We start from the raw sequence: 25,608 nt of genomic DNA on the forward strand, positions 1-25,608 counted from the left end.
CTTTGTTCCATTCTAAGCATCCTTAGTTTTAGTAACTTTGGCAAAATCTTTACAATATATGGCTATCAATAGGATGGTCACAATTAGTAATAGTAATAATGCCGCTGTCATAATATTATGAATACCGTTTGATCTAATCTGTCATCCGGGTCATACTTTTATTTATCGGAAGAACCGTCAACTGACACCAATTGCACAATCATTTATTGACCATGTTTCTGCTGAAATCAAGGCCATGTAGTTTATAAAAATTATAAAATTTCTAATAAACTCACTGGCTTATAAAGGAGTTTAATCCTATACTTGATATCAAAGAGGGAGTGAACGTAAATGAAAAATACAAGTTCCGATTGTACTGAAATTCTAGTTGGTAAAGCCGCTAGTATGGATGGTTCCACTATTGTCGCCCGTAATGAAGACGGTTATGGTCCAATCAATCCGATTAAATTTGTTGCTCATGAAGCAAAAGATCAAAAAGATGCTTTTTATGTTTCTATAACTACTGGTGTTAAAGTGCCGCTACCTGATCACGCTTATCGTTACACCGCTACACCACAGGCTGACCAAAGTGATGGACAGTATGAAGAAGCTGGTATCAACGAGTATAACGTCGGTATGAGTTCAACTGAAACTACCGCAACTAATGCTCGAGTTTTAGGCTATGATCCACTAGTTCATGATGGTGTCGATGAAGAGGCAATGTTGACTTTGGTCTTGCCATACGTCAAAACTGCTAAGGAAGGTGCCATTCGTTTAGGTGCTTTGCTAGAAAAATATGGTACTGGTGAATGCAACAGTATCGCCTTTAATGATAAAGATGAAATTTGGTTATTAGAAACCGCTGGTGGTCACCACTGGGCTGCAATGCGTTTGCCTGAAGATACGTACGCTATCGTACCTAACCAGACCGTTATGCAAGAAGTTGATGCTAATGATACTGATAACTTCTTGGTTGCGACTGATTTAGTTGAATTTGTAGAAAAGCATCATTTAAATCCTCAACCAGGACACTTTAACTTCCGTGAGATTTTCGGTACTCAAAGTGAAGCCGATGCTTATTACAACACACCTCGTACATGGTATGGTCAAAAGTTATTCAATCCAGAAATTGAACAGGAACCAACTGCTCAAGATATGCCAATGGTTAGAAAACCAAGTAAGAAATTGGCAATTGAAGATGTTGAAAACTTCCTATCATCACACTATAACGGTACCAAGTATGATCCATTCGGAACATTTGCTTCCGGAACAGCTGCTGAACAACGTCAGTTCCGTTCAATCGCTATGGACCGTAATCAAGCTTCATCAATTCTTCAAATTAGAAATGATGTTGACGAAAATCACGCTGCTGTACAATGGTTGTCATTAGGATTCTTTGCATACAGTCCATACGTGCCTTTCTATACAAATATTAAAGACACTCCAGAAGACTACAAGAATACAACGAATGATGTTGATATCAATAATGTTTATTGGTTAGAGAAGACATTATCAGTTATGATTGAACCACATTATCACGAATACTCAGATATGATTCATGCCTACTTAGAGGGATGTCAATCATATGGTCGTCAACGTTTGGAAATCACTGATCAAGTTATTGATGGTTTCAACGACGACGTTGCTGGATTCCTAACTGAAAGTAACATGAAGACAGCAGGCAAAATTTCAAGTCGAACACATAAATTGTTTGATGAAATTGTTAAAAAAGGCTTGATGCTTTCTAAGACAACTTGGGAAAAAGGACAGAACCTTTAATTTAATAAAGTTTGGAATAAGGGACTTGGGGAAATTGCTCAAGTCTTTTTTTGTTGACTATGGTTTTATTTGTTTTAAACTTTGGTAATAAATCAAATTTTGGTGAATTTATGAAAAAAATTAAATGGCTTTTATTACTATTTGTGGCAATTATTGTTGGTTATACGACTGAACAGAATGTTTCCGCTAGTTCCAAACGACAAATGCCAACGTTATTTTTCCATGGCTTTGGCGGTACAGCACATTCAATGGACTACTTAATTGACCAATCACAGCGCGATGGCTTCGCTACAAGAACATTAACCATCGTTGTAACGCCCAAAGGAAAAGTTAAAACATACGGAACTTGGCTGCAGAAAGCTAGGAATCCCGAGATTCAAGTATTATTCGAAAACAATCATGAATCAGATTATCATCATACCGCAATGTGGATTGATTCAATTTTAAAAGTTTTGCACAAGCAGTACGGAGTCACACGTTTTAATGCGGTAGCCCATTCATGGGGTAATAACGCCGTTATGTATTATTTAGAAAATTACAGTCAAAAAAAGAACCAACCTCAGATTGATTCCTTAGTAAATATTGCTGCTCCAATGCAAGTATTGAATCGAGACATATATCGTCGCAACGATTGGCGCTATTCTAACCAGTTGAATAAAGATTTCAATTCATACGTCGAACCGAATTCAACAATTCGAAACCTTCATATTAGAGAATTGAATATTATGGGACAACTCAGTCCAGAAGATCATTTTGATAAAGCAGTGCCAGTTTCATCAGCCAAATCGTTACGCCGAGTATTTAAGGGACCACATCAGTCATATGAATCTCGGATATTTACAGGACCAAGAGCAGAACACAGTGCTTTAACAAGGAGAAATCCTAAAGTTTTACATGATATTGAGCATTTCTTGTGGGTGAGAGGTTCAAACAAGAAAAATTAGAATTAGGTTTATTATTGTCCAGAGTATAAAAATAGGCGGAAGGAATGAGAATATTTACCCGCTGTGGGTGTGGCGTTAGAGCTTTAGCTCTTACACCACCGGGCGTGTTTGGAGACTTACCGGTTTTTGGTAAGGCTTCAAACCGAGGTTCGAGACCGAACTTTGGCTCGAGCCGGTCCGCATAGCAGATGAATATTCTCAGTCCTGGAGCTGGCAACTTTGAAAAGTACATTTAATTACATAACAAATTCATTATTTCGTCACATTTTTTCTTTAGAGTAATACATTGAAAACAATAAATCGAAAAAATAGGTGACAAAATGAATTTTTTATTAATGACATCAGTTTTCATCCTAGGACTGTTGCTATTTAAGTTTGGCGGCCACGTTCAAAACAGTAAGGCAGCAAAATTCTTTTATTTTATCGGTACACTGAATGTCCTACTTGCCATGTATATTGCTTGGCCAAAATAAAAATCCCTAAATCATTTAACGTGATTTAAGGGATTTTTTAGTATATTATTCGATTGAAATTAGACGAACGTTGTCAACAAAGTCAGATAACTTTAATTTATCAATAAGATCGTCAATCGTGCCATTTAAGTGACTAATATCGAGTGAAATCACAACGGTAGCGATGTTATGAATAGGAATATTTTGATTAATGGTCAAAATACTGGCGTTAGATTCGGAAATATCTACTAATACTTTGGAAAGGATGCCTTGTTCATGATGCAACATCATCGATATAACAGCTTTACGGTCAGTCATATCTTCGTCAGGTAGGAAAACTAAATCCTTATATTTATAGTATGTACCACGGCTAATACCAACTTCTTTAACCGCTTCGCTAACGTTATGAACTTTTCTAGTTTCAAGCAAATTCCGTGCTTTGATTACCCGATCAAAGGATTCAGGAAGAATAGAACTATCAACAATATAATATTTTTCCACGACTTTTTCTCCTCACTAAATTCTATTTACAGATTGAAATATTTAATTATTTACTTAATTATTTATTGGATAAATTAATAAATATAGTACGTTTGGTGTTAGTTAAATATCCCGTCTCCAGAGCTGGGAAATATTCACAAGCTGTGCGGAACGGTCCGAGCCAAAAGGCGGTCTCGAACCTCGGTTTGAAGCCTTGACAAGGTTCGTTAAGTCTCCAAACACGTCCGGTGGTATAAGTATGGGAGATTCCTCCCATACTTATACCACTACCACGGCACACAAATATTTCCCAGCTCTTACGACTAAATTAATTGTTATTAATTGAATGTAAAAGTATTCAAATGTAGTTCCGTTCAATTAATTCATTGGCCATGAGATATTTGTAATAGGTTCTCGACTAACAACTGTGTATATGGTAATTAATGCTAATGTATTGTTTTAGGACTTAAATAATCTATTTAATTATTTGCAATAAATAAGTCGGAAGGACTGAGAACATTCACCCGCTGTGGGTGTGGCGTTATGGCTTTAGCCATTACACCACCGGGCGTGTTTGGAGACTTACCGGTCTGTGGTAAGGCTTCAAACCGAGGTTCGAGACCGTACTGTGGCTCGGGCCGGTCCGCATAGCAGGTCAATGTTCTCAGTCCTGGAGACGGCCTATCTTTTAAATTATATCATTGTGCAGTTTTGTTTGGTTTAAAGATTTGGCTTTTTTTGCTATCCTATTAGTGATCGGAGATGTTAATGTTGAAGACTTTAATAATAGTTTCACACCCAGAGATTAATAATTCTCAGACACAACAATTTTTGATGCAAGGTGCAAAACTACAAGATGTTACTTGGCATCATGTCGAGGAATTAACAAAAATCGATATTAATAAAGAACAGGCGTTGCTACGTGATAGCGACCGAATAATTTTTCAATTCCCCCTCTATTGGTACGCTGCCCCAGAAGGACTTAAGCGCTGGGAAGACAAAGTACTGACACGTAATTTTGTTTACGGCGATGGCGACGATAATTTAGGTGACAAAGAGTTTGGAATTGTCGTAAGTACTGGTATGCCATTGAAAGAATTCCGTCGTGGTGGCAGTGAGAATATTACGATTGACGAAATTATGGCTCCATATCGCGCTATAGCTGATCGTGCAAAAATGCAGATTTTGCCAACCTTTACGATAGCTCAGTTTGGTTATTTGAATGACCAGGAGCAGATGCAATTATTGATCGATTATCAACGTTACCTGACACAAGAGTATCCAGATACGCTCAGCAGCCGTCAAAAATGGTTTGAAAGAGAATTTACTGACCGTTTTAAGAACTTTAACGATACTAGCTGTGCTGAATGTGAAACAATTTTAAATACGTTTATCCAACGCCGCGAAGACTTGGAACAATTGAAGAGTACTATTGGCTTGATCAAGCAAGGGGAGGATGAGTAAGCATGGATGATAATGAAAATGGAATTTGGCTGGAAAAACAAGTTGATGACCTATCTAAGAAACAACAAGCTTATGAAAACCGAGCCTTTTTAGCTGCAATGAAAAAAGTTGTTCAAGAACAGAATCGGCGTTCAGAACAACTAAAAGGTGAAGTCGACGGCAGACTTTGGAATCATGAACAGTGGTAAATAAAAAGAAGGATTAGTAATTAAATTACTGATCCTTCTTTTTTCAGCTTACTTAGCAAATACAAATTCTCTATTATCTTTGTTAAGCATTGTTATATCATTGATATCAATATTCAAATAATCGTGAAACCTTGTCTTCAATGCTTCGGCAGCAGCTAAATGGTCAGCTTTTCTGTCAGGTTGAATGTTTTCCATATAAAAGAGCAGATTCTTGGTGCTATCAGTATCAGCCACACGAGCACTGTCACGCCAAGCCCAACAACGAGAGATAATATCTTTATCATCACGGTAGACGACTTCGCCAGGCAAAGCTTCTTCCACTTCATCTTCACCAATCGGAGTGAAATTTTCTCCGCCTTTAGCAACTGTTAGATGAACGTCCCCAGCAATCTTATCCAAATCCTCAGCAGCGATAGGGAAGGCATACTCGAGAGAAACTGAATTGTAAACGTCAACGATCGGATTGATGTTACCAACACCTTTGTCATTCTTAGCACGTTTCAAAAGATTCTCAACAGCGTTACGAGCACCTTTCTTAGTTTTGAATTTTCGATAGGCATCACGCCAGGCTTTGACCACTGGATTAACGCTGATAGGATCGTCTGGAACCCACTTTTTGGCAACTTCATTGGCGTGTTGAATTAGGTCATTTGGTACGTTTGCATCGTTATGATTGTCGACACCTTTAGCCGTCATAACGGCAATTTCGACATCGGGGAAGATATCCCAAAATTCTTGATCGATAATGATTTTTTGCATTAGAAATCCCTCCATAATCTATTTCTTTTATTATATTAGTTATGAAAGAGCATTTGTGATAAAAGAAGAAATTAAATTATTGACTACTTGTAACAATTGAAGTAACATGTATTTTGCAAACAAGGAGGTAGTCAAAATGAATTATTTAATTACTGGAGCAACAGGTCATTTAGGTAGTCAAGTTTTTAACGAACTAATCAAACTTGTACCTAGCAATGCTGTAACTGCTGGAGTGCATACGGTAGCTAAAGCCAAGCATATTGCAGATACTGGCGCAAATGTTGTCGCAATTGATTTTATGAAGGAAAGTACGCTGGTTAGTGCTTTTACTGATAAGGATGTTCTGATCTACATTCCAAGTAAAAGTCATGACAGTTTTAGTCGTGTTAGTGAGTTGGAGAATGTGATTAAAGCAGCTCAAAAGGCAAAGGTTGGACATGTTTTGGCAATGGGGTTCATCGCTGACCAAGCTAACAATCCATTTGATTTATCGGCATTCTATGGTTATTTGCCAAGAAGATTAGCATCAAGTGGACTACATTATACAATCGTTAAGAATGCTTTGTATGCCGATCCGTTGGTGCCATATTTACCGGAATTGATTGAACTTAAGAATGTTATTTATCCTATGAAAGACCAAGCTTTGTCATTTATCAGTTTGGAAGATAGCTCTAAGGCTTTTGCCAAAGTAGCAGCTACTAAAGAGTTATTAATCGATGAGAAAATTTATACTTTGACCCAAGATCGTAATTACACAATGCCACAATTGGCAGAAGTTTTATCAGAAGTATCTGGGTCAACAATTGGCTATCAACCAGTTAGTTTGGATGAATTTTCGGAAATTTATAATGAAGGTAACGAAGGTCATATGTTGTCATCAATGTATGATGCCGGTGGACGGGGATTGTTGGATGATATTAGTTCCGATTATCAAGTGATAATGGGACGTCCAGCTACACCTTTGAAAGAATTTTTAATGGAAAAATATCAGAGATAAGAAAGAGCATAACGTTATCCGACGTTATGCTCTTTTGCTTTTTGTTCGACTAAAATAGTTTCAATGATATCTTGTAACGATACATTATTGAATTTTCTCAAAGCTGCCATTTTAGCATCTTCATAGTAAGCGCCCAAAACTTTCTGAATATTTCCACCTACGATACAGTCAGGATTGGTATTAGTGTCAAGTGTAAACAGTTGTTTATCACCCTCGGTAGCCAAATAAACATCTAATAAAGTAATCTCGTCAGGAGACTTAGATAATTTCGGTTCAGCTGTACCTTTCTTAGTTGCAATTAAGCCGTTTTCGCGAAGAACACCCATCAAACGACGAACGACAACTGGGGAAGTTTCGATGCTACTAGCAATTAATTCACTAGACAGCCTTTGGTCTTGATAGATTTCGATGAATGCTAGGATGTGAACTGAATCACTGAAACGAGTAGAAACTCTCATTTTTAATACCTCATATGTGTAACTTTTAGTTTTACAGGTACTATCTTAATTGGATTTAATGAATTAGTCAATTAATTATGTACTGTGCGTATTGTTTGACACAGTATTACGATTACTTTATATTATTCATGTTACTGTTCGTGTCACTTAAAAAGTTACAAGAAAGAGATTTGTTATGATAAAGTTTGATCACGTCTATAAGAAATATGATGATACTAATTCTGCCATTGAGGATTTGAACCTAGAAATCAAGGATGGGGATTTTTTTGTGATGGTTGGAACAAGTGGTAGCGGAAAAACTACCACTTTAAAAATGATTAATCGATTGATCAAGCCAACATCAGGACAAATTTTAATTGATGGAAAAAATATTGATACATATGATTTACGGAAAATGCGTTTAAATATGGGCTATGTTTTGCAGAATATTGCTTTATTTCCTAATTTAACAATTGAAGAGAACATTACGATTCAACCTGATTCATTACGATGGTCTAAGGATAAACGTAAACAAGTTGCTTGGGACCTTTTAAAGAAGGTAGGACTTGATCCTGAGAAGTATGCTAAGCGCTTGCCACATGAACTTTCTGGTGGTGAACAACAACGAGTGGGAATCATTCGTGCCTTAGCTACTAGTCCTAAGACTGTGTTAATGGACGAACCTTTTAGTGCCTTGGATCCGATTTCTCGAACACAATTACAAGATTTGGTTTTGAAATTGCATCGGGAACTGAAGACGACCTTTATTTTTGTTACACATGATATGCACGAAGCCATTCGTTTAGGAAATACAATTGCTGTTTTGAGTAAGGGTAATTTGGAACAGATTGGTAATCGTGACGATATTTTGAATCATCCTAAGAACGATTTCGTCAAAGGGTTCTTCCAAATTGAAAAAAATGGTCCATCGACTGTTGGTGAAATTGTTGATGCCGGATTTGGACAAAAAATCGATACTGAAATTAATTCAACTTTGTTGAAAGAAGATTCCCTCACTCGATTAGCAACTGAGTTGAAAGTTAATGCTGGAGTAGTAGTTTTTGATAATGATGGTAACAATTACCAACTGACTAATTCTGATCTACTGGACTTCTTGGCAAAGGAAGGTGAGAAATAGTGAGCTCGATAATTCATATTTTACAGACTCAGGGCGGTGAAATTTGGTCCGCTCTAGGGCAACATATTTCCATTTCATTGATTTCACTATTTATTGCAGCAATTATTGCTATTCCTTTGGCAATTGTCTTAATGACGCATAAACGAATAGCTGAAGTGATTTTACAAATAACGAGTATTTTACAAACGATTCCAAGTTTGGCGTTGTTAGGTATTTTGATTCCAATGGTCGGAATTGGAACAGTGCCCGCAATTATCGCTTTAGTTGTTTATGCGGTGATGCCAATTTTCCAAAACACTTATTCGGGATTGACAACTATTGATCCCGATTTAGACGAAGCCGCAGAAGCTTTTGGATTATCAAGGGCTAAGAAATTAGTTAAATTTCAAATACCGTTAGCTATGCCGATGATTATTTCTGGTATCAGAATTGCGATGGTCATGATTATTGGTACCGCTACATTGGCCGCATTGATTGGTGCTGGTGGTTTAGGTACATATATTTTGCTAGGTATTGAAACAAATAATAATGCTCTATTATTGATTGGTGCCATATTGTCAGCTGTTTTGACATTGATTTTCAGTGCATTGATCAAAGCCATTTCTAAATTATCATTACGAAAAATGGGAATTCTCTTCGCAACGTTAATTGTCTTGTTTGGTGGATTCGCTGGCTACCGTAGTATCGTTAAACCGCCAGTTAATGTCACGATTGCTGGTAAGATGGGGAGCGAACCGGAGATTTTAATTAACATGTATAAGGAATTAATTGAAGAGGATCATCCAAATATGAAAGTTTCTTTGAAACCTAATTTTGGTGGTACGACTTTCTTATACAAGGCTTTGCAGTCAGGTTCAATTGATATTTATCCAGAATTTACGGGGACAGTTTTGCAGGCACTGGTTAAAACTAATCAGAAGGTTAGTCATAATCCTGAGAAAACGTATCAAGTTGCCCGTAAGTTGATGAAAAAAGATGCCAATATGGAATATTTGGCACCAATGAAGTATCAAAATGGCTATGATTTAGCTGTTACGCAAAGTTTCGCTAAGAAATATAATTTAAAAACTATTAGTGATTTGAAGAAAGTTGAACATAGGTTACATGCCGGTTTTGATCCTGATTTCTATCAACAAAATGATGGATTTCCAGGTGTTAAAAAGGCTTATGGATTGGATATTGCCAGTGCTAAGACGATGGAACCTTCAATTCGTTACAAGGCAATTGCCAATGGCAAGGTCAACCTAGTTGATGGTTATACAACCGACCCAGAAGTTAAGGAATACAATCTAGTTGTGCTCAAGGATGACAAGAACCATTTCCCACCATATCAGGGAGCACCATTAATGACCGAGAAGTTTGCGATGGCACATCCTGAAGTTAAAAAAACACTGGATAAGCTAGCTGGAAAAATCAGTGAATCAGATATGCAGAAGATGAACTATCTAGTTACCGTTAAACATGAAAAATCTTCTAAGGTTGCGCGTGATTATCTTGAAGATAAAGGACTGTTGAAGTAGTTCACTAAATTATTACCATTCAAATTTTATTTTAAAATAAAAGATTAGCTGAAGGGTGGCAGTAATATAGACAGCTGTGAGAGTGGCGTTAGAGCAGTGTATCTCTGCTCTTACACCACTGACGTATTTTGAGATTCGCGTACTTGGCGAAGCTCAAAATCGAGGCTCGAGACCGTACTTTGGCTCGAACCGGTCACATAGCAGGCTATATTACTGCCACCCTTTGGCGGTACAGACACATCGGTTGAGTTAATGGCTCAACCTTTTTTGTATCCAGACCTTGTTTTGTTGTAACATAATCATCATTGAGAAAGGGTGATCGTATCAAAAATTCAATACAAACTAGAATCGTTGGACTGATATCTGGTTTAGTTCTAAATGCCTTTGGAAATGGCTTATGTATTTCTGCCAATATGGGTAGCGGCTTGTGGACTGCCGGAGCTGTAAATATGACTAAATGGTTTGGTTGGAATACTGGATTACTACTATTTATCATTGGAGTAATTAATGCCATTACTAACCAATTTCTAATCAAACGTTTTGATAGTCGAAGATTGATTGGTGAAGTTCTTTACGTCATGTTCTTCAGTTATTTTGTTAATATTTTTACTAATCTTTTAAATAGTATTGGAGTGCCAAATCTGCCCGTTTTGGTTCGAGTATTTTTATCCTGTTTGGGTGTCGTGTTTTTCTGTGTGGCTATTTCACTGTATCAACGAGCTAATATTGTCATGCATCCGAATGATGATACGACAAATATTCTACGTTTTATGTATTTAAAAGGAAATTCAACTGCCGCTCAACTGATCGATTTTATTCCACCAATTATAATTATTATTGTAGCCGGTATTGCTATTCGAAATGTCTACTCAGTCAATGTGGGTACGGTTTTCTCATTTATTTTTAATGGAGTCCTAATCGCAGCATCTGACAAGTGGATCTGGCCACAATTAAAACATAATTTTAATACAGAAAATAATTAATTTAGAGATATTTGGCATTTAAGTGAAATTTACAGCCATAAGTTATATAATGAGTACACAGGCATAAGAGTAAACGCTTTCATAAGTGTGGAACCTGTGTGGTTTTAATAATTAATTAGGTGGTGTGTATTGATGAAACTAAATGACAATACTGAGGCAAAGAGAATTTTATCGGAGCTATATACCGATATTAATAATGCAAAGGATTTGGATAAAGAGGATTATTCTAAAGATTTTGTTCTAAAGACATATAATTTGTTGAATAAGAATTATTCTTTCCAATACCTATTTGGTAGATTACGTGATGATCGTAAAGTTCAAAAGACCGTAACACAACTAGATAATGGTAAGGAATATATGGAACAAATTGACCAATTTGCACATAATGTTGGTTATGCCATCAATTAAAGTTGAATAGAAAAGATTAATTCTGGCTGGCATTCGCTTCGGTGAATGTCAGTTTTTTTAGTCTAGTTTTTGTTGCAAATACAACAAAATAATTGTACAATACATTTTGTTTGAAAGAGAGGCATAGATGTGGCGGACATTTTGAGATCAATCGGTGTAATTGCACGGTCGCTTGATTCAATCAGTAATATTGAATTCAAAAAATACGATTTAACTAAGGGGCAGTATATTTACTTAGCGAGAATTTATGAACATCCTGGGATTATTCAGGAAAAAGTTGCTGAAATGATTAAAGTCGACCGCACAACAGCAGCACGAGCAATTAAAAAGTTAGAAACAAATGAATTTATCGTTAGAAAACAATCCGAAGATAATAAAAAAGAGAAAAAACTTTATGTGACAAAAAAGGGTGAGGAAACTTATCCGATACTTTATCGAGAGGAACATTATTCCAATGAAGTTGCTTTAAAGGGATTGTCACCCAGCGAACGAAAGCAGATTTTTAAGCTTTTGGAAGTAGTTGAAGGCAATATTTCAGAGAATTGGGAATATATGAAGAAGGGTAATAAGCGGATATATTAATGGCAACAACAATAAAAAGATGTACTGAAGACGATTTAAAAACTTTACAAAAACTCAGTGCTGAAACATATACTGACACATTTAAACCATACAATACGCCGGAAAATCTGAAAGCATATATTGATGATGCATATAATTTGGATATTTTACGACAAGAATTAACTAATAAAAATTCAGAATTTTATTTCTTATATGTTGACGAACAATTAGCAGGATATTTAAAGGTTAATATTTTAGATGCACAGAGTGAACCGATGGATGACAGTTTCTTGGAAGTTCAACGTATTTATATTCGCGTACCTTTCAAACGTCTAGGATTGGGCAAGATGTTGATGAAATTGGCTATTGAACGTGCACAAGCATTGAAGAAGCCAAGAGTTTGGTTAGGTGTTTGGGAAAATAATTTATCAGCTCAAAAATTTTATCAAGCAATGGGATTTGAACATTACAGTTCACACAAATTTGTTATGGGAACATCAACACAGACAGATTACATTTTAAAAAAGGAATTGGAAAAATAATATGACAAAAGTAGTAGTAGATGAAAAACTTTGGGAGTTATTCCCTGAAGCACAAATCAGCACATTAGTAATTCACGGCATCGACAATCATGTTGATGAGAAAGATGATCCTTACTTCGCTAAATTATTGAATGATGCTTCAAAAGAATCAGAAAAATTCATCACCAATGAATCATTTAAAGATAACGAAGTCGTTGATGAATGGCGCCAAGCTTTCCGTCAGTTTAAGACTAAAAAAGGTGCACGTTCATCAATTGAAGCCTTATTAAAACGGGTAAGCCAAGGACGTGAATTTTCACCTATCAATCCACTAGTTGATATCTACAACAGTGTTTCATTGAAATATGGGGTTCCCTGTGGTGGCGAAAATATCAATGCTTTCGATGGTGACATGCATTTAGGTGCAGCCAAAGGTGGCGAAGGGTTTAAACCATTAGGTGCTACCGAAGATGCTCCTGCATTGCCAGGTGAGATTATTTACTACGATAATACCGGTGCAATTTGTCGTTGTTTTAATTGGCGAGAAGCTCAAAGAACTATGTTGACAGAGGATACAACTGATTCCGTTTTAGTTATTGAAGCTATCAATGAAGAGCAAGCAAAACGTGCCAATGAGGCTGTTATTGAGTTGAAAGACTTGATTGAAAAGTATTTTAAAGTCGATGGAAGAATTGAACATTTGACAAAAGATCATCCTGAAACAGCAGCACTATAATCAAAAAGATTTAGGAACATCTTTTAAACTTAGAAATAGATATTCAGTTGAGGATAGTGTAGTATCAGCAATATCAATGATATGGGGAAAAACTTTATGAAAAAAATCTATTTCTTATGTACTGGTAATTCTTGTCGCAGTCAAATGGCAGAAGGCTTTGGCCATATAATATTAGGGGATGACTGGGAGGTTGCCAGTGCTGGTGTTGAAATGCATGGCTTGAATCCCAAGGCAGTAAAAGTTATGGCAGAAGTTGGAGTTGATATTTCCAATCAGAGTTCTAAATTGATTGATACGGAATATCTTAATAGTTGTAATTTGGTGGTAACCCTTTGTGGAGATGCCCGTGATAAATGTCCAATGACGCCACCAACTGTGAAAAAATTGCATTGGTCATTGCCAGATCCTGCCGCTGCTACTGGTACTGAAGAGGAAAAGTTAAATGAATTTAGACGAGTTCGAGACGAAATCAGAAAATTAGTTTTAACTTTGAAGTGAGCCTTAATAGGGTTTACAATTATTGTCAGCAAGGCATTCTTTTAGTCACTACATTTAAAAATATAACCAAAAAAATCCGTGTAATCGTAAAATTGATTACACGGATTTTATTATTTAGTAGTTGAACTGAGTTGAAGTATTATTTTCTATCTGTGTCGATCATTCCAAAAGTAAGAACGGCGATACCGATAACTAGAGCCAAGATGAAGTAGAAGAAAATCATCGTTGTGTTGATTCCAATGCCCAATGAGAAACCAATTAGGTAAGGTCCAATAGTAGCTCCGATACGACCAATTGCTTGAGTGAAACCAATACCCATACCACGTAATTCAATTGGATATTGTGTTGGTGTTAGGGCAATCATAATTCCCCAAGCACCAAGTGTGAAGAATGATAATAGACAACCACTGATAAGAACCATTGCTTCAGTTTGGGCTGTACCAAAGAGGAATGCACCAATGATTGTACCAATAATATAGATTGCCAAAACTTTTTTACGACTAAGTTTACCCATCAAGTAGGCAGCTAGGAAGTAACCAAGTAATTGTGCAAAACTGGTGATAAAGGTGTACAAGAAACTCCGTGAAATTGACAAGTTACGTTGGATCAAAATACTTGGCAACCATAGGAATAGTCCATAATAAACGAACATGATTACGAACCAAAGGATACTCAAGCAAAGTGTTGAACGACGAAATTCTGGTGACCAGATTTGTTTCATCGCAATACGTAGATTCAATTTATCGTTTTTAACATTAGTTTCTTCAGGTAAGTGGTGACGTAGTACTAGTGTGTATAACGCCGTTACAGAAGTGATGATAACAGTGAATTTCCAACCGTAAGCAGGCATTACTAGTGTGGCTAATAGGGATGCGAAGATCCAACTAATAGCCCAGAAACTGTCGACCAAAATTAGCATTCTAGAACGTTTATTCCCCGAGAATGAGTCTGCAATAATAGTTGATGCTACTGGTAATTCTCCCCCAAGACCAATACCAGTAATGAAACGAATCAGTAGAAATTGGTTAACGTCAGTAGTTAAAGCCAATAGTAAATTACTGATTGAGAAAACTAGTAGCGTAACCATCATGATGTTTTTCTTACCAAAACGGTCAGCTAAATATCCGAATAGGAAAGCACCAATCATCATACCAACAGTTGTGATCGAACCGACCAAACCGATTTGACTGGCACTTAAACTCCATTCTTGCTTAATCAATGGCATGATAAATGATAATAATGCTACATCAGCAGCATCGAATAACCAAGCAGTCCCAATAACCATTAATAACTTGAGGCCGCCTTTTTGTGTAGTTTCGATTTTTTGTGAATCCAAAACTTACCTCCATAATTTATATAAAATATTACTATTTTTATTAAAGGTAAAAGTTACCTTAAATAGCATAAAAAAAGACTACCATTAGTCTTTTAAGAGGTCAAATTATCAAACTAGTTTGTAGAGTTTAGCTGGACGACCACTCTTACCATGCTCCATACCAATTTCAGTGAAGAGGTGGGAGTGAGTCTTCCGGAAGTTAGAGTTATCAATGTTTGTAGAGGGTTCTTTCCAAAAAGTAGCATAAACTTCACGTGCCTGTTTGAGGGTAAAACTGTCGCCTAGAATCAATAAAATTGTTGGTAAATAATCTAGACGATTAGTAATTCTGTGGAAAGCCAAACGTAGAATTAAGGCGTGATCAGCAGCCAAATGGTTGCTATCATGGGATTCTTCGATATTGTTATAAAATTCACTTTCCGATATTTTGTCACTTAGAGTTCTGAAATGAACATTCTGATAAGACAATGAGTATTGTTCAGGCAAGTAGTCGACACTAAACCATTCAGCGTCTTTGGCACCATATCCAGCAGTCAAATCAGGCATTGAAGGTAAGTATGTCATGTAAGTTAAGGCAATTTCACGATGATCACTAATCCGTTGAACATTACTGAAAGTAGCCAGTTGTTCGGTGTAAAAGTCAGGTAATTCAATGCCAATTTTTTCTCGAATCAAGCGTAAAGAAGCATCTTCCGCATTTTCATCGGCACGCAGGATAGTTGCCGGTAGACCCCAACGGTCGGCGTCATTGCCAAGAGAGTTTTTGACCAATAGGACTAAAACTTGTTTGGATTTAGGATTGAAACTCCAAATAATATTAACAACATTGATGATCAGTTTGTTATCTGAATTTATTTCCGACATATTAAATGACATCCTCTAATCATTATTATTCTAAAACGTCTCCAGGGATAAGAATATTTACCTGCTATGCGGACCGGTCCGAGCCAAAGGGCGGTCTCGAACCTCGGTTTGAAGCCTTGCAAAAACCGCAAGTCTCCAAACTCGCCCGGTGGTGTAATGGCTAAAGCCATAACGCCACACCCACAGCGGGTAAATATTCTTATCCCTTCCGACTAATTGATTTTTTCTATTTCAAATTTTTCCACCAGCCGAAGGCTAGTTTATTTTTACTCTGATATTTATATAAGATATTGGGCTAATCGTTTGATAAATAGATATGGACAATAAAAAGATAATCATATTTTGAGTTGAACGAGTAATGATATTCGTCATTAAAAATTGATTGTTGATGTTGATTTACTTGAATTAGGGTAAATTACTATCTTAAAATCATAACTTAAAATATAAGCTGTTATTTATTCAAAAAATACTCTAGCCGGAGGTTGTTGGTGAGACGGTAGTCTGCAGTGGAGGTGGCGTTACGGCTTTAGCCGTTACACCACAGGGCGACTTTGGAGACTTACCGGTCTTTGGTAAGGCTTCAAAGCGAGAGGCGAGACCTTGGCTCGACTCGGTCCTCAGTGCAGAACTACCGTTTCACCAACAACCGGAGGCGGCCCACACCCCTATTATAATTTACTTTTCGTACACTAACAGTCTAATATTTGATTCTCATCCAGATTGATTCTATAACTTGCAGTGTGGAGATTGAAAAATCTTCATAGATGGCCATAGGGGTCATTCCTGAGAGCCTTGGATGATGGGGCTGTCTTAAATAATAGGCTCTGATTCATATCGATAAAATAATATCGGATATGGAGGAGAATATAATGAAACAACTTTTAAAAAATAGTTTATTAATAGGTGGAGCAATTTTAGGCATAGTTTCAGTCGGTGCTGGTGGTTATGTTGCTAAGGCTGATACAACCACGCCAACTACCTCGACGACGCCAGAAACGGCAACAACTACAATTACACCAGGAACTATAACAATTAAATCTGCACCAAGCATTGCATTTGGTACAGTTGCATCAAGTGCTGACGATGCAAGTTACGCATCAACCAGTTTCTCAAGTGGGTTACAAATCGCTAACCCTGGTGAACCAACTGGTTGGACGGTTTCACTATCGGATACACCATTTACTGATGGAACGACCGGTGGAGCTACTTTGAAAGGTGCAAGCTTATCATTGGCCGATTCCACTACAGCTCCTGTTAAAGCTGACGATGCCGATAACGTTTCAACGTTGCCTACATTTACAGCTTCAACACCAGTCTCTAGTGCTCCAGTAACAATTTTGAACGCTGCGGCTGGTACAGGTGTTGGTTCATTCACAACTACTTATGGTAGCGGCGATGCCACATTAAAGGTACCTGCTGGTAATATCGGTGGTTCATATACATCTGATTTGTCTTGGACATTATCTAATGCACCAGCCTAAAAATTGAATCGAAGAGAGGTATATTAAATCAATATGCTTCTCTTTTTTTCGAAGAGGTAATATTATGAAAAAATATCTGATAATTATTTTAACATTAATAGCAAGTGTTCTATTGGCTTTTACTTTTGATAATAAACCAGTCGATGCCGCCACTCCAAACGGCGTCAATTATAGTATTTCTCCAGAGTTGCCCAGTAATCAAATTTCTAAAAATATCGGTTACTATGATTTGAAAGTTACTCCGGGTCAAAAGGAAACCATTAAATTTAAAATTAATAATAGCGACAGTAAAGATCATACGTACAAGGTCTCAGTTAACCGTGCTGCCACTGATATCAATGGTGTGATCGATTATAACGACCACGGTATAGCTCCAGACAGTGATCTACAATACAATATTGAAAAACTTGTGACTTATCCCAAAGAAGTAAGCGTGTCAGCCAATTCATCCAAAGATATTTCAATTGAATTGACCGCTCCCAAAGGCAATTTCTCAGGTGAATTATTAGGTGGTATTTTTGTTCAGGAAAATAATCAGATTAATAATAATCAAAAATTACCTAAAGGTGTCACTCTAAGGAATCAATATAATTATGTTTTGGGATTACAGTTACAACAAAACACTGATCCAGTTAAGCCTGACTTGAAATTTGTCAAGGTTTTCGAAACTGACAATAATGGTCAAGTCTCCGTTGATGCAGAAATGGACAATGATGTTCCAACTTTGGAAAAGAAAGTTTCCGTTGACGCTAAGGTTACACCGCAAAATAGTTCAAAAATCATTTTGAAATCTAATAAGAAAGCTATGTCAATGGCTCCAAATAGCGATTTCTACTATCCAGTTAACGTTAATACAGTGACCGGACCAAGTAAGAATAAACGATTAAAACCAGGCAAATACACAATGTATTTGAGTGTTAAAGCTAATAATGGCAAAAACCATTGGAACTTGAAACGTAATTTTGTTGTAACTAAGAAACAGATTGCTAAGATTAATCACAAGAATCCAAACCGTTCAAAGGATCTCTGGATTATCCTTGGTGCTATTGTTGCCTTAGTCGCAATTGCCGGGTTTGTTATCAAACGTTATCGTAAAAATCGCAGATAGGTTTGTTGGGGGCCGTCTCCAGAGCTGATAGTATTCATCTGCTGCGCGGAACGGTCCGAGCCAAAGGGCGGTCTCGAACCTCGGTTGAAGCCTTACCAAAAAACGGTAAGGCTTCAACACGCCCGGTGGTGTAATGGCTAAAGCCATAACGCCACTTTCGCTACTGATGAATACTATCAGCTCTTCCAACTAATTTATCTTTTAATGGATGGGTACTCATCTCAACAAAAATAAGCTTTCAGTTCACTTGAATGGATGAAGTGAATTGAAAGCTTATTTTCGTTGTGTTTAAGCTCTAATATCTGAGTATATTAAGGCCTAAACCAAATAATTAACCAAGCAGTGGAATTAAAAAACGTTGATCAATACAGTGCCAGAGACAACCAAAACAAGGCCGGCGATTGATTGTATTGAAATGGATTCGTGGTAAAAAACTATTCCAGCAACAGTTACGAGTACTAATCCCACACTACCCCAAGTGGCATATGTCAAACTCAGTGGTAATCGTTTCAAAACGTGTGAGAGTACGAAGAGACAGATAAAATATGATGTTAAGGTTCCTAATGTGGGCCAAAGATTTGTAAACCCATCTGTCTTTTTTAAAAGTGAAGTCCCTAAAACTTCAAAACCGATTGACACTAACAGCAGTATGTAATTCATAGGCTTTTCCCCGTTAAAATTTTCTTTCAATATCATACCTGATTTTTATTAAAATGACACTATTGTTACTCAAATGAAATGATTTTAAAATCAATTTGAAATAAACGACTGATTCATATTTTTTTATACTAGAAAGCTAATTGACAGTTTGATTAAAATAGATTAATTTTTACTAATGTTTGAACAGGTAAAGATAGGGAGAATTTAATGTTCGAAAATGATTTAGCTATTTTTAAAATCCAAATTCGGATTGCTCTGAAAGAAAGATTTTACTTTATTTATACGCTGATAGTGCCAATCATAATGGTTTTTCTTAATAAAACTGAAGACTTTCAAGACAACGAGGCACTGTACATTTATTGGTCATATATCGTTGTGACAACTGTTTTCAACGGCTTTTTGATCAATCTAATTCGTTTGCGGGAAGGCGGCTTCTTTAAAACCTTAACGTATTTAATCGGCTCGCGACATTCAATTGTGTTAGCTAATTTATTAGTTCAATTCTTAATAATTCAATTAGAAATTTTTCTATTCAATTTGTTTGTCACGCTACTAATCACTCATATTTCGGCAATAACATTTTTGTATGGCTTCTTAGTTTCGTTTTTAGCGACACTGTTGTGTTCAGCGATGATGTCAGGATTATTGTTGTTGAAATTGAAACAAGAGTTCTTCAATCTTTTGATTAGTGGTTTCTTTATTATCGGTATTATTTTATTGGGACTGCGTCCACACGGATTATTGAATTATATTTTGACGATGGTCAACCCATTTCAGCTGATTTTTGGACTGTATAATCTGCACTGCAGTTCACTCCATGAAGGGATTTTTCTGGGGGTAATTACCATCGGATATTTAGTAATGGGAGGAATGATTTTTAAAGGAATTTCCATTAAAAGTCATTTGAATTAAATGAAAATAGAGAATTTTAATTATAAGTATAAAAAAGATTTTTTATTTGAAAATGTTAATTTCTATTTTGAGGATTGTCAGTTAAACTTTGTCTTAGGGGAAAAAGGTATTGGCAAGACGACTTTGTTAGATAAAATTGCTGAAAATAAGCGTAACAATAGTTTTATCGGTTTCCCCAGTTTTAAAAAGATTGCTTATTTGGCACAAGATAATGACTTTCGAGTAGGATTGACCGTCTTGGAAATATTATCTTTTATTCGACAATTAAATAAAATTTTGGACTTAGAAATTCCTGAACCAATCCGTAATTTACTACATAGGCACTTCAATGATTTGACTGAAAATGAGCGGAAGTTACTTCTGATCTATATGAATTTGATGGTTGATAAAGAATTGTATTTGTTCGATGAGCCAGAGGTGGGAATTGATCTCGCCGAATCACAGACTATGTTTAGCTGGTTACGTGAACTGAGTGAGGAAATGAATAAAACTGTGATTGTGACGACTAATAAGTTGGATAATATTTGTGATATTGATAATGTTAATTACATTAAAAATTCACGTGAAATTATCGCTGATAATTATTTGAAAATTAAATCACGAATGGCATTTTAGGGGGAAATAAATTTGCGAAAGAATATTTTACTGTTATTACTGACACCACTACTTTTGGCGGGATGTTCCACGACTTCAGGCCAGGCTACCTCTGCTACACCGACTGTGAAACAATCGGAATTAACAGCAAAACAGATTAGTGAATGGACTTATAAGTCGGGTGAAAAGTCGGTTAAAGTTCTTAATAATGACAAACCTTCAAACATTAAGAAAACTGATTTTGACCAGTCACATATTGATTACAGTGGACTTGATAATTTGAATCGGACGAAAACTGCCACAGCCTATTTAACACGCAATAATCTAGGTAGATCCAACACTAGGACAGAACAAACATGGCGTCCAACAGGTTGGCATAATGAACCTAAATATGTTGACGGTACAAGGGTAATTCCTCAGAATCGTGGGCATTTGATTGCTTATACAATGACTTTTAATTTGAATAAATCTGGTCAAACACAGCAAGGGGAACTCGGTAGTATCGATAATCCTTACAATTTGTTCACTCAAACGGAGTTTTCAAATCAGAAGACGATGACCCAAGTGGAACAACAGGTTAGGGATGCTTTGGCTCAGAATAAGAAAGTGATTTATAAAGTAACTCCGATTTTTCGTGGTCAGGAATTGATGGCTCGTGGTGTGTGGGTTCAAGCTCTTTCAACTGATGGAAGTCTGAAGTTCAACCGCTATTTGTGGAATGTTCAGGATAAAGTGAATTTTGACTATGCGACTGGCCGTTCAAAGGTTGACCGTGATTTGAAGGTTCCGGCTGTATCTAATAGTCATCAGAAGTATTATCATCACTACAAGAAACAGCGTAATTATCACCACAATAGTTAAATTGGTTTCATGTCGTTTCAATATTAAGTAGAAATAGAAAATCCAAACAGAAAAGGTTGATGCCGTTAAAATAAACAGCATCAACCTTTTTATGTATAAATATTTATATTTAATTAGTCACTAACAACAACCAATGCTTTAATAACTTTACGATCAGTCATTTCTTGATAAGCATCGTTGATTTGGTCAAGACTGAAGCTCTTTGTAAATACCAATCCCGGATTGATTTCGCCATCGAGAACAGCTTTCAACAAACGTTCCTTGTCATAAGTTGTAACAGAAGCAGGACCACCACCGAGGATGATATTTTTACCAAATGATGATGAAACGTCCATTTTACCAGTGTGAGGAAGACCAACACGGCCAACGATTGAACCGGGACGACCAACCCTCATAGCTGTTTCAGTTGAAAGTTCAGTTCCGACACATTCCAAAACAGCGTCAGCACCTTCATTATTTGTCAAAGCCAAAATCTTTTTAACACCTTCGTCACCACGTTCAGCAACGTTATCAGTAGCACCAAATTTCTTGGCTAGAGCTTCACGGTCAGGATGGCGGCTAGTTGAAATAATCTTTGTAGCACCCATCATTTTAGCGGCGATAACACCACATTGACCGACAGCACCGTCACCCATAACAACAACAGTATCGCCAGGTTTAACTTCAGCCACACGAGCAGCGTGATAACCGGTAGCCATAACATCAGCCAAAGTTAAGAGTGATTTAAGCATACCCTCAGAATAATCGCTAGGCTTGCCGGGAACCTTAACTAAAGCCCATTGACCATGTTGGAAACGAATATATTCAGCTTGATTACCATTACTGAAGTTATCGTTATGTGATTGACAATCGCCATCAAAGCCAGCACGACAAGCTTTGCAGTAGCCACAGCCATGAGTAAATGGAGCAATAACGAAATCGCCAGGTTTAACAGTAGTAATCTCGGATCCAACTTCTTCGACGATACCAATAGCTTCGTGACCAGAATTTTCTGAATTTTCAGCCTTATCCTCTAAACCACGGTAAGCCCAAAGGTCAGAGCCACAAACACAGGCACGGATGACTTTAATAATGACGTCATCAGCAGCTTGAATAGTTGGCTTTTCAACATCCTCAAGTTTCATTTGACCAACTTTTTCAAAAATTGCTTTCTTCATATAGAAATCTCTCCTTTTTTTATTATTAACAATTAAATTATAACTATTATGAAAGGAAAAGTAACCGTTTACTCCTAGTTAATTGTAAATATGCCGCCAGAGGCTGGCAGTAATATAGCCTGCTATGCAACCGATTTGAGCCAAGGTCTCAAATCTCGATTTTGAACTTCACAAAGTACGCGAATTTCAAAATACGTCGGTGGTGTAATAGCGGAAAATCACCGCTATAACGCCACTTGCACTGCGGTCTATATTACTGCCAGCCTCCGGCTAGATTATCTGAGGATAATGATTGTCCTTAATTAGTATTGAATGGGTTTATTAATATTAAGCGAATGAGTATATCTAAAGTTTAGTTGATACAGTTAGGATATATTAGTATCAGTTTTGAATCAGAGAACTAATAAGATACTTTGAATTTACTATTGATATAAAACATAAGAGTAATACTTATCTATACCAACAAATTAGCCTTAGATTGACAGATATTCGCCAGCAGTGAAATGTACTATAAGGACGTGAGTCCTTATGGTACAGGACGAATTTTGAGATTCGCGGGTCTATGCGAAGCTCAAAATCGAGTCTCGAGACCGCACTATGGCTCGAGACGGTCCCACAGCAGGCGAAATATCTGTCAATCTAAGGCGACACCCAACCAACCCCTAATTGACATTTAATGTAATTAAAATTATTATAATATTCTATATAAAAAAGGGGGAGAGCTTATGGATGACAGCTTGAGTGTCAGAACCGCCATGAAGGATACACTTCCAACCGTATTTGGGTACATTGGAATTGGAATTTCATTTGGAATCGTGGCAGCTTCAGCAGGGATGAGCGTTTTGATGGCGACCTTGATGTCATTGATTGTTTACGCTGGGTCGGCACAATTTATTTTGGTTAGTTTGTTGGCGATTGGGACGCCGATTGTTTCGATTGCTTTGTCAGTCTTTTTGGTTAATTCTAGAATGATTCTGATGAGTATGACGACCGCAAATTTCTTTAAAAAGAATTCTATTTTTGAGAATATTTTGATTGGTAGTTTGATTACCGATGAAAGTTTTGCGTTGAGTATGAATAAACTTAATTTTACCAATGGCAAACTTGGTTTTAAGTGGTTCAATACGGTCAACGTGATGGCTTATCTCGTCTGGGCAGCGTCAACGATGGTTGGGGCAATGCTTGGAAAAATTATCAGCAATCCCGAAAAGTTGGGCTTGGACTTTGCTTTAGTAGCCATGTTTATTGGTTTGTTGTATTTACAATTGATCAGTGACAAAACGATTTCATTAAAAGTGCAATTAATTGTTGTCTTGGCAATGTTGCCACTAGTTTATTTTGGACTAATTTTTATTTCAAGTGATTTGTTGATCTTGGTTGTAACCTTGATTGGCTGTGGGTTAGGGGTGATTTTGAAAAATGCCTTCAACTAAATTTGTTTTATGGACATTGATTGCCTGTGGATTGGTGACATGGTTATCAAGAATTTTGCCCTTCGTATTACTAAAAAAATTCAATTTACCAGCTAAAGTCGTTGAATTCCTTGGCTTTGTACCAATCACGATTATGGCGGCCTTATGGTTTGAGAATCTGTTCCATCAAAATTTGGGACACTTGCCAACGATTGACTATGCCAATTTGATTGCCTCAATTCCAACCGTTTTAACCGCTATTTTAACGAAAAAATTACTGTTAATCGTCATCGTGGGGATTATTTCCCTAGCACTTGTGCGTTTAGCAATTTAAGATACTTGAAGACAAATTCAGGTATTTTTTTTATGCCTAGATTATAATTGTCGTAATTGATATTTTGGAGGATAAGCATATGAAAGCAGTTGTTGTTGAAAGAGCTGGTGGGCCAGAGGTTTTGGAATATAAGGATGTTCCGACGCCTACAGTTAAACCAGGGTGGTCACTCGTGCAGATTAAAGGATTTGGTATCAATCATTCCGAAATTTTTACACGTGATGGCGAATCCCCTAGTGTGAAGTTTCCACGTATTTTAGGAATCGAATGCGTCGGAATTGTGGCCGAAAGTACTTCTGATAAATTGCAAAATGGTCAAAAGATAATTTCAATCATGGGTGAAATGGGTCGTGCTTTTGACGGCTCATACGCTGAATATGTTTTATTGCCAAATGAACAAATTTATCCTGTCCAAACAAAGTTAAATTGGACTGATTTAGCAGCCGTTCCCGAGACTTTCTACACAGCATTTGGTTCATTGAAAACTTTGAATTTACAAGCCGATGATTCTGTCTTGATTCGCTCTGGTGCCAGTGGCGTTGGAATTGCGGCATTAAATCTGATTAAATCCAAGTATCCAGAGATGAGGGTGACCGGTTCTGCTCGCAAACAATCAAAAGAGCAAGTCTTGTTGGATGCTGGTTATGACTTTGCGATTGTTGATCAAGATGGTGAATTGCAGACAGCTAAAAATTACGACAAAGTGTTGGAACTGGTGGGTCCCAAGACTTTGAAGGATACTTTCAATCACGTAAAACCACAAGGAATTGTCTGCAATACAGGAGAACTCGGTGGTCAGTGGTATATGGATGGTTTCGATCCTATTACTGATATTCATGAAGGCGCTTATTTAACTTCGTTATATTCTGGGGAAGTTAATAGTGAGAAACTTAATGAATTGCTCGATTATATCAGCAAGTATCACGTTGATGTCGCTCCAACAAAGGTTTACCAGCTGAATCAAGTTAGAGAAGCTCATGAATATTTGGAAAGTGGGCACAATTTAGGCAAGGTCGTTGTTATAAATTAAGAAAATCGGTGAAAA

29 protein-coding genes are annotated in these 25,608 nt (G+C 36.9%); 22 read left to right on the plus strand and 7 right to left on the minus strand.

Annotated elements, in window-relative coordinates; genetic code table 11:
- Nucleotides 1-330: 330 nt before the first annotated feature.
- The 3 genes from JP39_RS03910 to JP39_RS12550 all read left to right on the plus strand — a co-directional run bounded on the left by JP39_RS03910 (nt 331) and on the right by JP39_RS12550 (nt 3,175).
- Nucleotides 331-1,758, plus strand: coding sequence for a C69 family dipeptidase (locus tag JP39_RS03910; protein WP_041500689.1), 1,428 nt, complete (start codon nt 331-333; stop codon nt 1,756-1,758).
- A gap of 110 nt (nt 1,759-1,868) precedes the next feature.
- Nucleotides 1,869-2,702, plus strand: coding sequence for an alpha/beta hydrolase (locus tag JP39_RS03915; RefSeq protein WP_169751868.1), 834 nt, complete (start codon nt 1,869-1,871; stop codon nt 2,700-2,702).
- A gap of 320 nt (nt 2,703-3,022) precedes the next feature.
- Nucleotides 3,023-3,175, plus strand: a complete 153-nt coding sequence (locus JP39_RS12550; protein WP_157492453.1) for a hypothetical protein — start codon at nt 3,023-3,025, stop codon at nt 3,173-3,175.
- A gap of 45 nt (nt 3,176-3,220) precedes the next feature.
- On the opposite strand, the gene JP39_RS03920 is transcribed toward JP39_RS12550, so the two are convergent.
- Nucleotides 3,221-3,655 (minus strand): ACT domain-containing protein, encoded by a 435-nt coding sequence (locus JP39_RS03920; RefSeq protein ID WP_041500693.1) that lies wholly within the window; start codon nt 3,653-3,655, stop codon nt 3,221-3,223.
- 747 nt (nt 3,656-4,402) lie between these two features.
- Here JP39_RS03920 and JP39_RS03925 point away from each other — a divergent pair.
- Nucleotides 4,403-5,098, plus strand: coding sequence for an NAD(P)H-dependent oxidoreductase (locus tag JP39_RS03925; protein WP_245626351.1), 696 nt, complete (start codon nt 4,403-4,405; stop codon nt 5,096-5,098).
- Between the two features lie 2 nt (nt 5,099-5,100).
- Nucleotides 5,101-5,286, plus strand: a complete 186-nt coding sequence (locus JP39_RS03930) for a hypothetical protein (RefSeq protein WP_041500696.1) — start codon at nt 5,101-5,103, stop codon at nt 5,284-5,286.
- A gap of 48 nt (nt 5,287-5,334) precedes the next feature.
- Here JP39_RS03930 and JP39_RS03935 read toward each other — a convergent pair whose 3' ends face one another.
- A complete protein-coding gene (locus JP39_RS03935) occupies nt 5,335-6,045 on the minus strand; it encodes a B3/B4 domain-containing protein (RefSeq protein WP_041500698.1) in 711 nt (236 codons plus the stop codon).
- A gap of 136 nt (nt 6,046-6,181) precedes the next feature.
- Here JP39_RS03935 and JP39_RS03940 point away from each other — a divergent pair, with 136 nt between their 5' ends.
- Entirely contained in the window at nt 6,182-7,042 is an 861-nt protein-coding gene (locus tag JP39_RS03940) for an SDR family oxidoreductase (RefSeq protein ID WP_041500700.1), read from the plus strand.
- 14 nt (nt 7,043-7,056) lie between these two features.
- Here the strand turns inward: JP39_RS03940 and JP39_RS03945 are convergent, their stop codons facing one another.
- Entirely contained in the window at nt 7,057-7,500 is a 444-nt protein-coding gene (locus JP39_RS03945) for an Rrf2 family transcriptional regulator (RefSeq protein ID WP_041500702.1), read from the minus strand.
- Between the two features lie 175 nt (nt 7,501-7,675).
- Between JP39_RS03945 and JP39_RS03950 the strand changes: the two genes are divergently transcribed.
- The 8 genes from JP39_RS03950 (at nt 7,676) to arsC (ending at nt 13,844) form a co-directional block, all read left to right on the plus strand.
- Complete coding sequence (locus JP39_RS03950; RefSeq protein WP_041500704.1) at nt 7,676-8,617, plus strand: ABC transporter ATP-binding protein; 942 nt, start codon at nt 7,676-7,678, stop codon at nt 8,615-8,617.
- Nucleotides 8,617-10,137 (plus strand): ABC transporter permease/substrate-binding protein, encoded by a 1,521-nt coding sequence (locus JP39_RS03955; RefSeq protein ID WP_041500706.1) that lies wholly within the window; start codon nt 8,617-8,619, stop codon nt 10,135-10,137. Before JP39_RS03950 ends, JP39_RS03955 begins: the two co-directional genes overlap by 1 nt.
- Before the next feature lie 356 nt (nt 10,138-10,493).
- Nucleotides 10,494-11,120 carry a DUF6198 family protein gene (locus JP39_RS03960; protein WP_483772841.1) on the plus strand — a complete coding sequence of 209 codons (627 nt, stop codon included), beginning with the start codon at nt 10,494-10,496 and terminating at the stop codon, nt 11,118-11,120.
- 132 nt (nt 11,121-11,252) lie between these two features.
- Entirely contained in the window at nt 11,253-11,528 is a 276-nt protein-coding gene (locus tag JP39_RS03965) for a hypothetical protein (protein WP_041500708.1), read from the plus strand.
- A 129-nt stretch (nt 11,529-11,657) separates the two neighbouring features.
- Nucleotides 11,658-12,110 (plus strand): MarR family winged helix-turn-helix transcriptional regulator, encoded by a 453-nt coding sequence (locus JP39_RS03970; protein ID WP_041500709.1) that lies wholly within the window; start codon nt 11,658-11,660, stop codon nt 12,108-12,110.
- Nucleotides 12,110-12,631: a GNAT family N-acetyltransferase gene (locus tag JP39_RS03975; protein WP_041500710.1), complete on the plus strand. Its 522-nt coding sequence runs from the start codon at nt 12,110-12,112 to the stop codon at nt 12,629-12,631. Before JP39_RS03970 ends, JP39_RS03975 begins: the two co-directional genes overlap by 1 nt.
- Before the next feature lies 1 nt (nt 12,632).
- On the plus strand, nt 12,633-13,346 hold the full coding sequence (locus JP39_RS03980) for a B3/B4 domain-containing protein (protein ID WP_041500712.1): 714 nt from the start codon (nt 12,633-12,635) through the stop codon (nt 13,344-13,346).
- 96 nt (nt 13,347-13,442) lie between these two features.
- Nucleotides 13,443-13,844 carry an arsenate reductase (thioredoxin) gene (arsC, locus tag JP39_RS03985; protein ID WP_041500714.1) on the plus strand — a complete coding sequence of 134 codons (402 nt, stop codon included), beginning with the start codon at nt 13,443-13,445 and terminating at the stop codon, nt 13,842-13,844.
- Nucleotides 13,845-13,983: 139 nt separating this feature from the next.
- On the opposite strand, the gene JP39_RS03990 is transcribed toward arsC, so the two are convergent.
- Both JP39_RS03990 and JP39_RS03995 read right to left on the minus strand, forming a co-directional pair.
- On the minus strand, nt 13,984-15,165 hold the full coding sequence (locus tag JP39_RS03990) for an MFS transporter (RefSeq protein ID WP_137619777.1): 1,182 nt from the start codon (nt 15,163-15,165) through the stop codon (nt 13,984-13,986).
- 123 nt (nt 15,166-15,288) lie between these two features.
- A complete protein-coding gene (locus tag JP39_RS03995; RefSeq protein WP_041500716.1) occupies nt 15,289-16,044 on the minus strand; it encodes an NUDIX hydrolase in 756 nt (251 codons plus the stop codon).
- A gap of 869 nt (nt 16,045-16,913) precedes the next feature.
- Here JP39_RS03995 and JP39_RS04000 point away from each other — a divergent pair.
- The gene (locus JP39_RS04000) at nt 16,914-17,525 is read left to right on the plus strand and encodes a WxL domain-containing protein (protein WP_048698780.1); all 612 of its coding nucleotides are present in this window, start codon (nt 16,914-16,916) and stop codon (nt 17,523-17,525) included.
- A gap of 64 nt (nt 17,526-17,589) precedes the next feature.
- A complete protein-coding gene (locus tag JP39_RS04005) occupies nt 17,590-18,633 on the plus strand; it encodes a WxLIP family cell surface protein (protein WP_041500717.1) in 1,044 nt (347 codons plus the stop codon).
- A gap of 348 nt (nt 18,634-18,981) precedes the next feature.
- Here the strand turns inward: JP39_RS04005 and JP39_RS04010 are convergent, their stop codons facing one another.
- A complete protein-coding gene (locus JP39_RS04010; RefSeq protein WP_041500718.1) occupies nt 18,982-19,293 on the minus strand; it encodes a DMT family transporter in 312 nt (103 codons plus the stop codon).
- 207 nt (nt 19,294-19,500) lie between these two features.
- On the opposite strand from JP39_RS04010, the gene JP39_RS04015 reads away from it, so the two are divergent.
- Genes JP39_RS04015 through JP39_RS04025 form a run of 3 tightly spaced genes read left to right on the plus strand, consistent with a single transcriptional unit; the run spans nt 19,501 to nt 21,660 of the window.
- Entirely contained in the window at nt 19,501-20,205 is a 705-nt protein-coding gene (locus JP39_RS04015) for a hypothetical protein (protein WP_041500720.1), read from the plus strand.
- A complete protein-coding gene (locus JP39_RS04020; RefSeq protein ID WP_041500722.1) occupies nt 20,206-20,820 on the plus strand; it encodes an ATP-binding cassette domain-containing protein in 615 nt (204 codons plus the stop codon).
- Between the two features lie 12 nt (nt 20,821-20,832).
- Nucleotides 20,833-21,660, plus strand: a complete 828-nt coding sequence (locus JP39_RS04025) for a DNA/RNA non-specific endonuclease (protein ID WP_041500724.1) — start codon at nt 20,833-20,835, stop codon at nt 21,658-21,660.
- 113 nt (nt 21,661-21,773) lie between these two features.
- Here the strand turns inward: JP39_RS04025 and JP39_RS04030 are convergent, their stop codons facing one another.
- A complete protein-coding gene (locus JP39_RS04030; protein ID WP_041500726.1) occupies nt 21,774-22,817 on the minus strand; it encodes an alcohol dehydrogenase catalytic domain-containing protein in 1,044 nt (347 codons plus the stop codon).
- Between the two features lie 725 nt (nt 22,818-23,542).
- Between JP39_RS04030 and JP39_RS04035 the strand changes: the two genes are divergently transcribed.
- The 3 genes from JP39_RS04035 (at nt 23,543) to JP39_RS04045 (ending at nt 25,593) form a co-directional block, all read left to right on the plus strand.
- On the plus strand, nt 23,543-24,250 hold the full coding sequence (locus JP39_RS04035) for an AzlC family ABC transporter permease (RefSeq protein WP_041500728.1): 708 nt from the start codon (nt 23,543-23,545) through the stop codon (nt 24,248-24,250).
- On the plus strand, nt 24,237-24,563 hold the full coding sequence (locus JP39_RS04040) for an AzlD domain-containing protein (RefSeq protein ID WP_041500730.1): 327 nt from the start codon (nt 24,237-24,239) through the stop codon (nt 24,561-24,563). The genes JP39_RS04035 and JP39_RS04040 overlap by 14 nt, the downstream gene beginning before the upstream one ends.
- 79 nt (nt 24,564-24,642) lie before the next feature.
- Nucleotides 24,643-25,593: a zinc-binding alcohol dehydrogenase family protein gene (locus JP39_RS04045; RefSeq protein WP_041500731.1), complete on the plus strand. Its 951-nt coding sequence runs from the start codon at nt 24,643-24,645 to the stop codon at nt 25,591-25,593.
- Nucleotides 25,594-25,608: the final 15 nt, after the last annotated feature.

This window comes from Companilactobacillus heilongjiangensis, assembly GCF_000831645.3.
Taxonomy (GTDB): domain Bacteria; phylum Bacillota; class Bacilli; order Lactobacillales; family Lactobacillaceae; genus Companilactobacillus; species Companilactobacillus heilongjiangensis.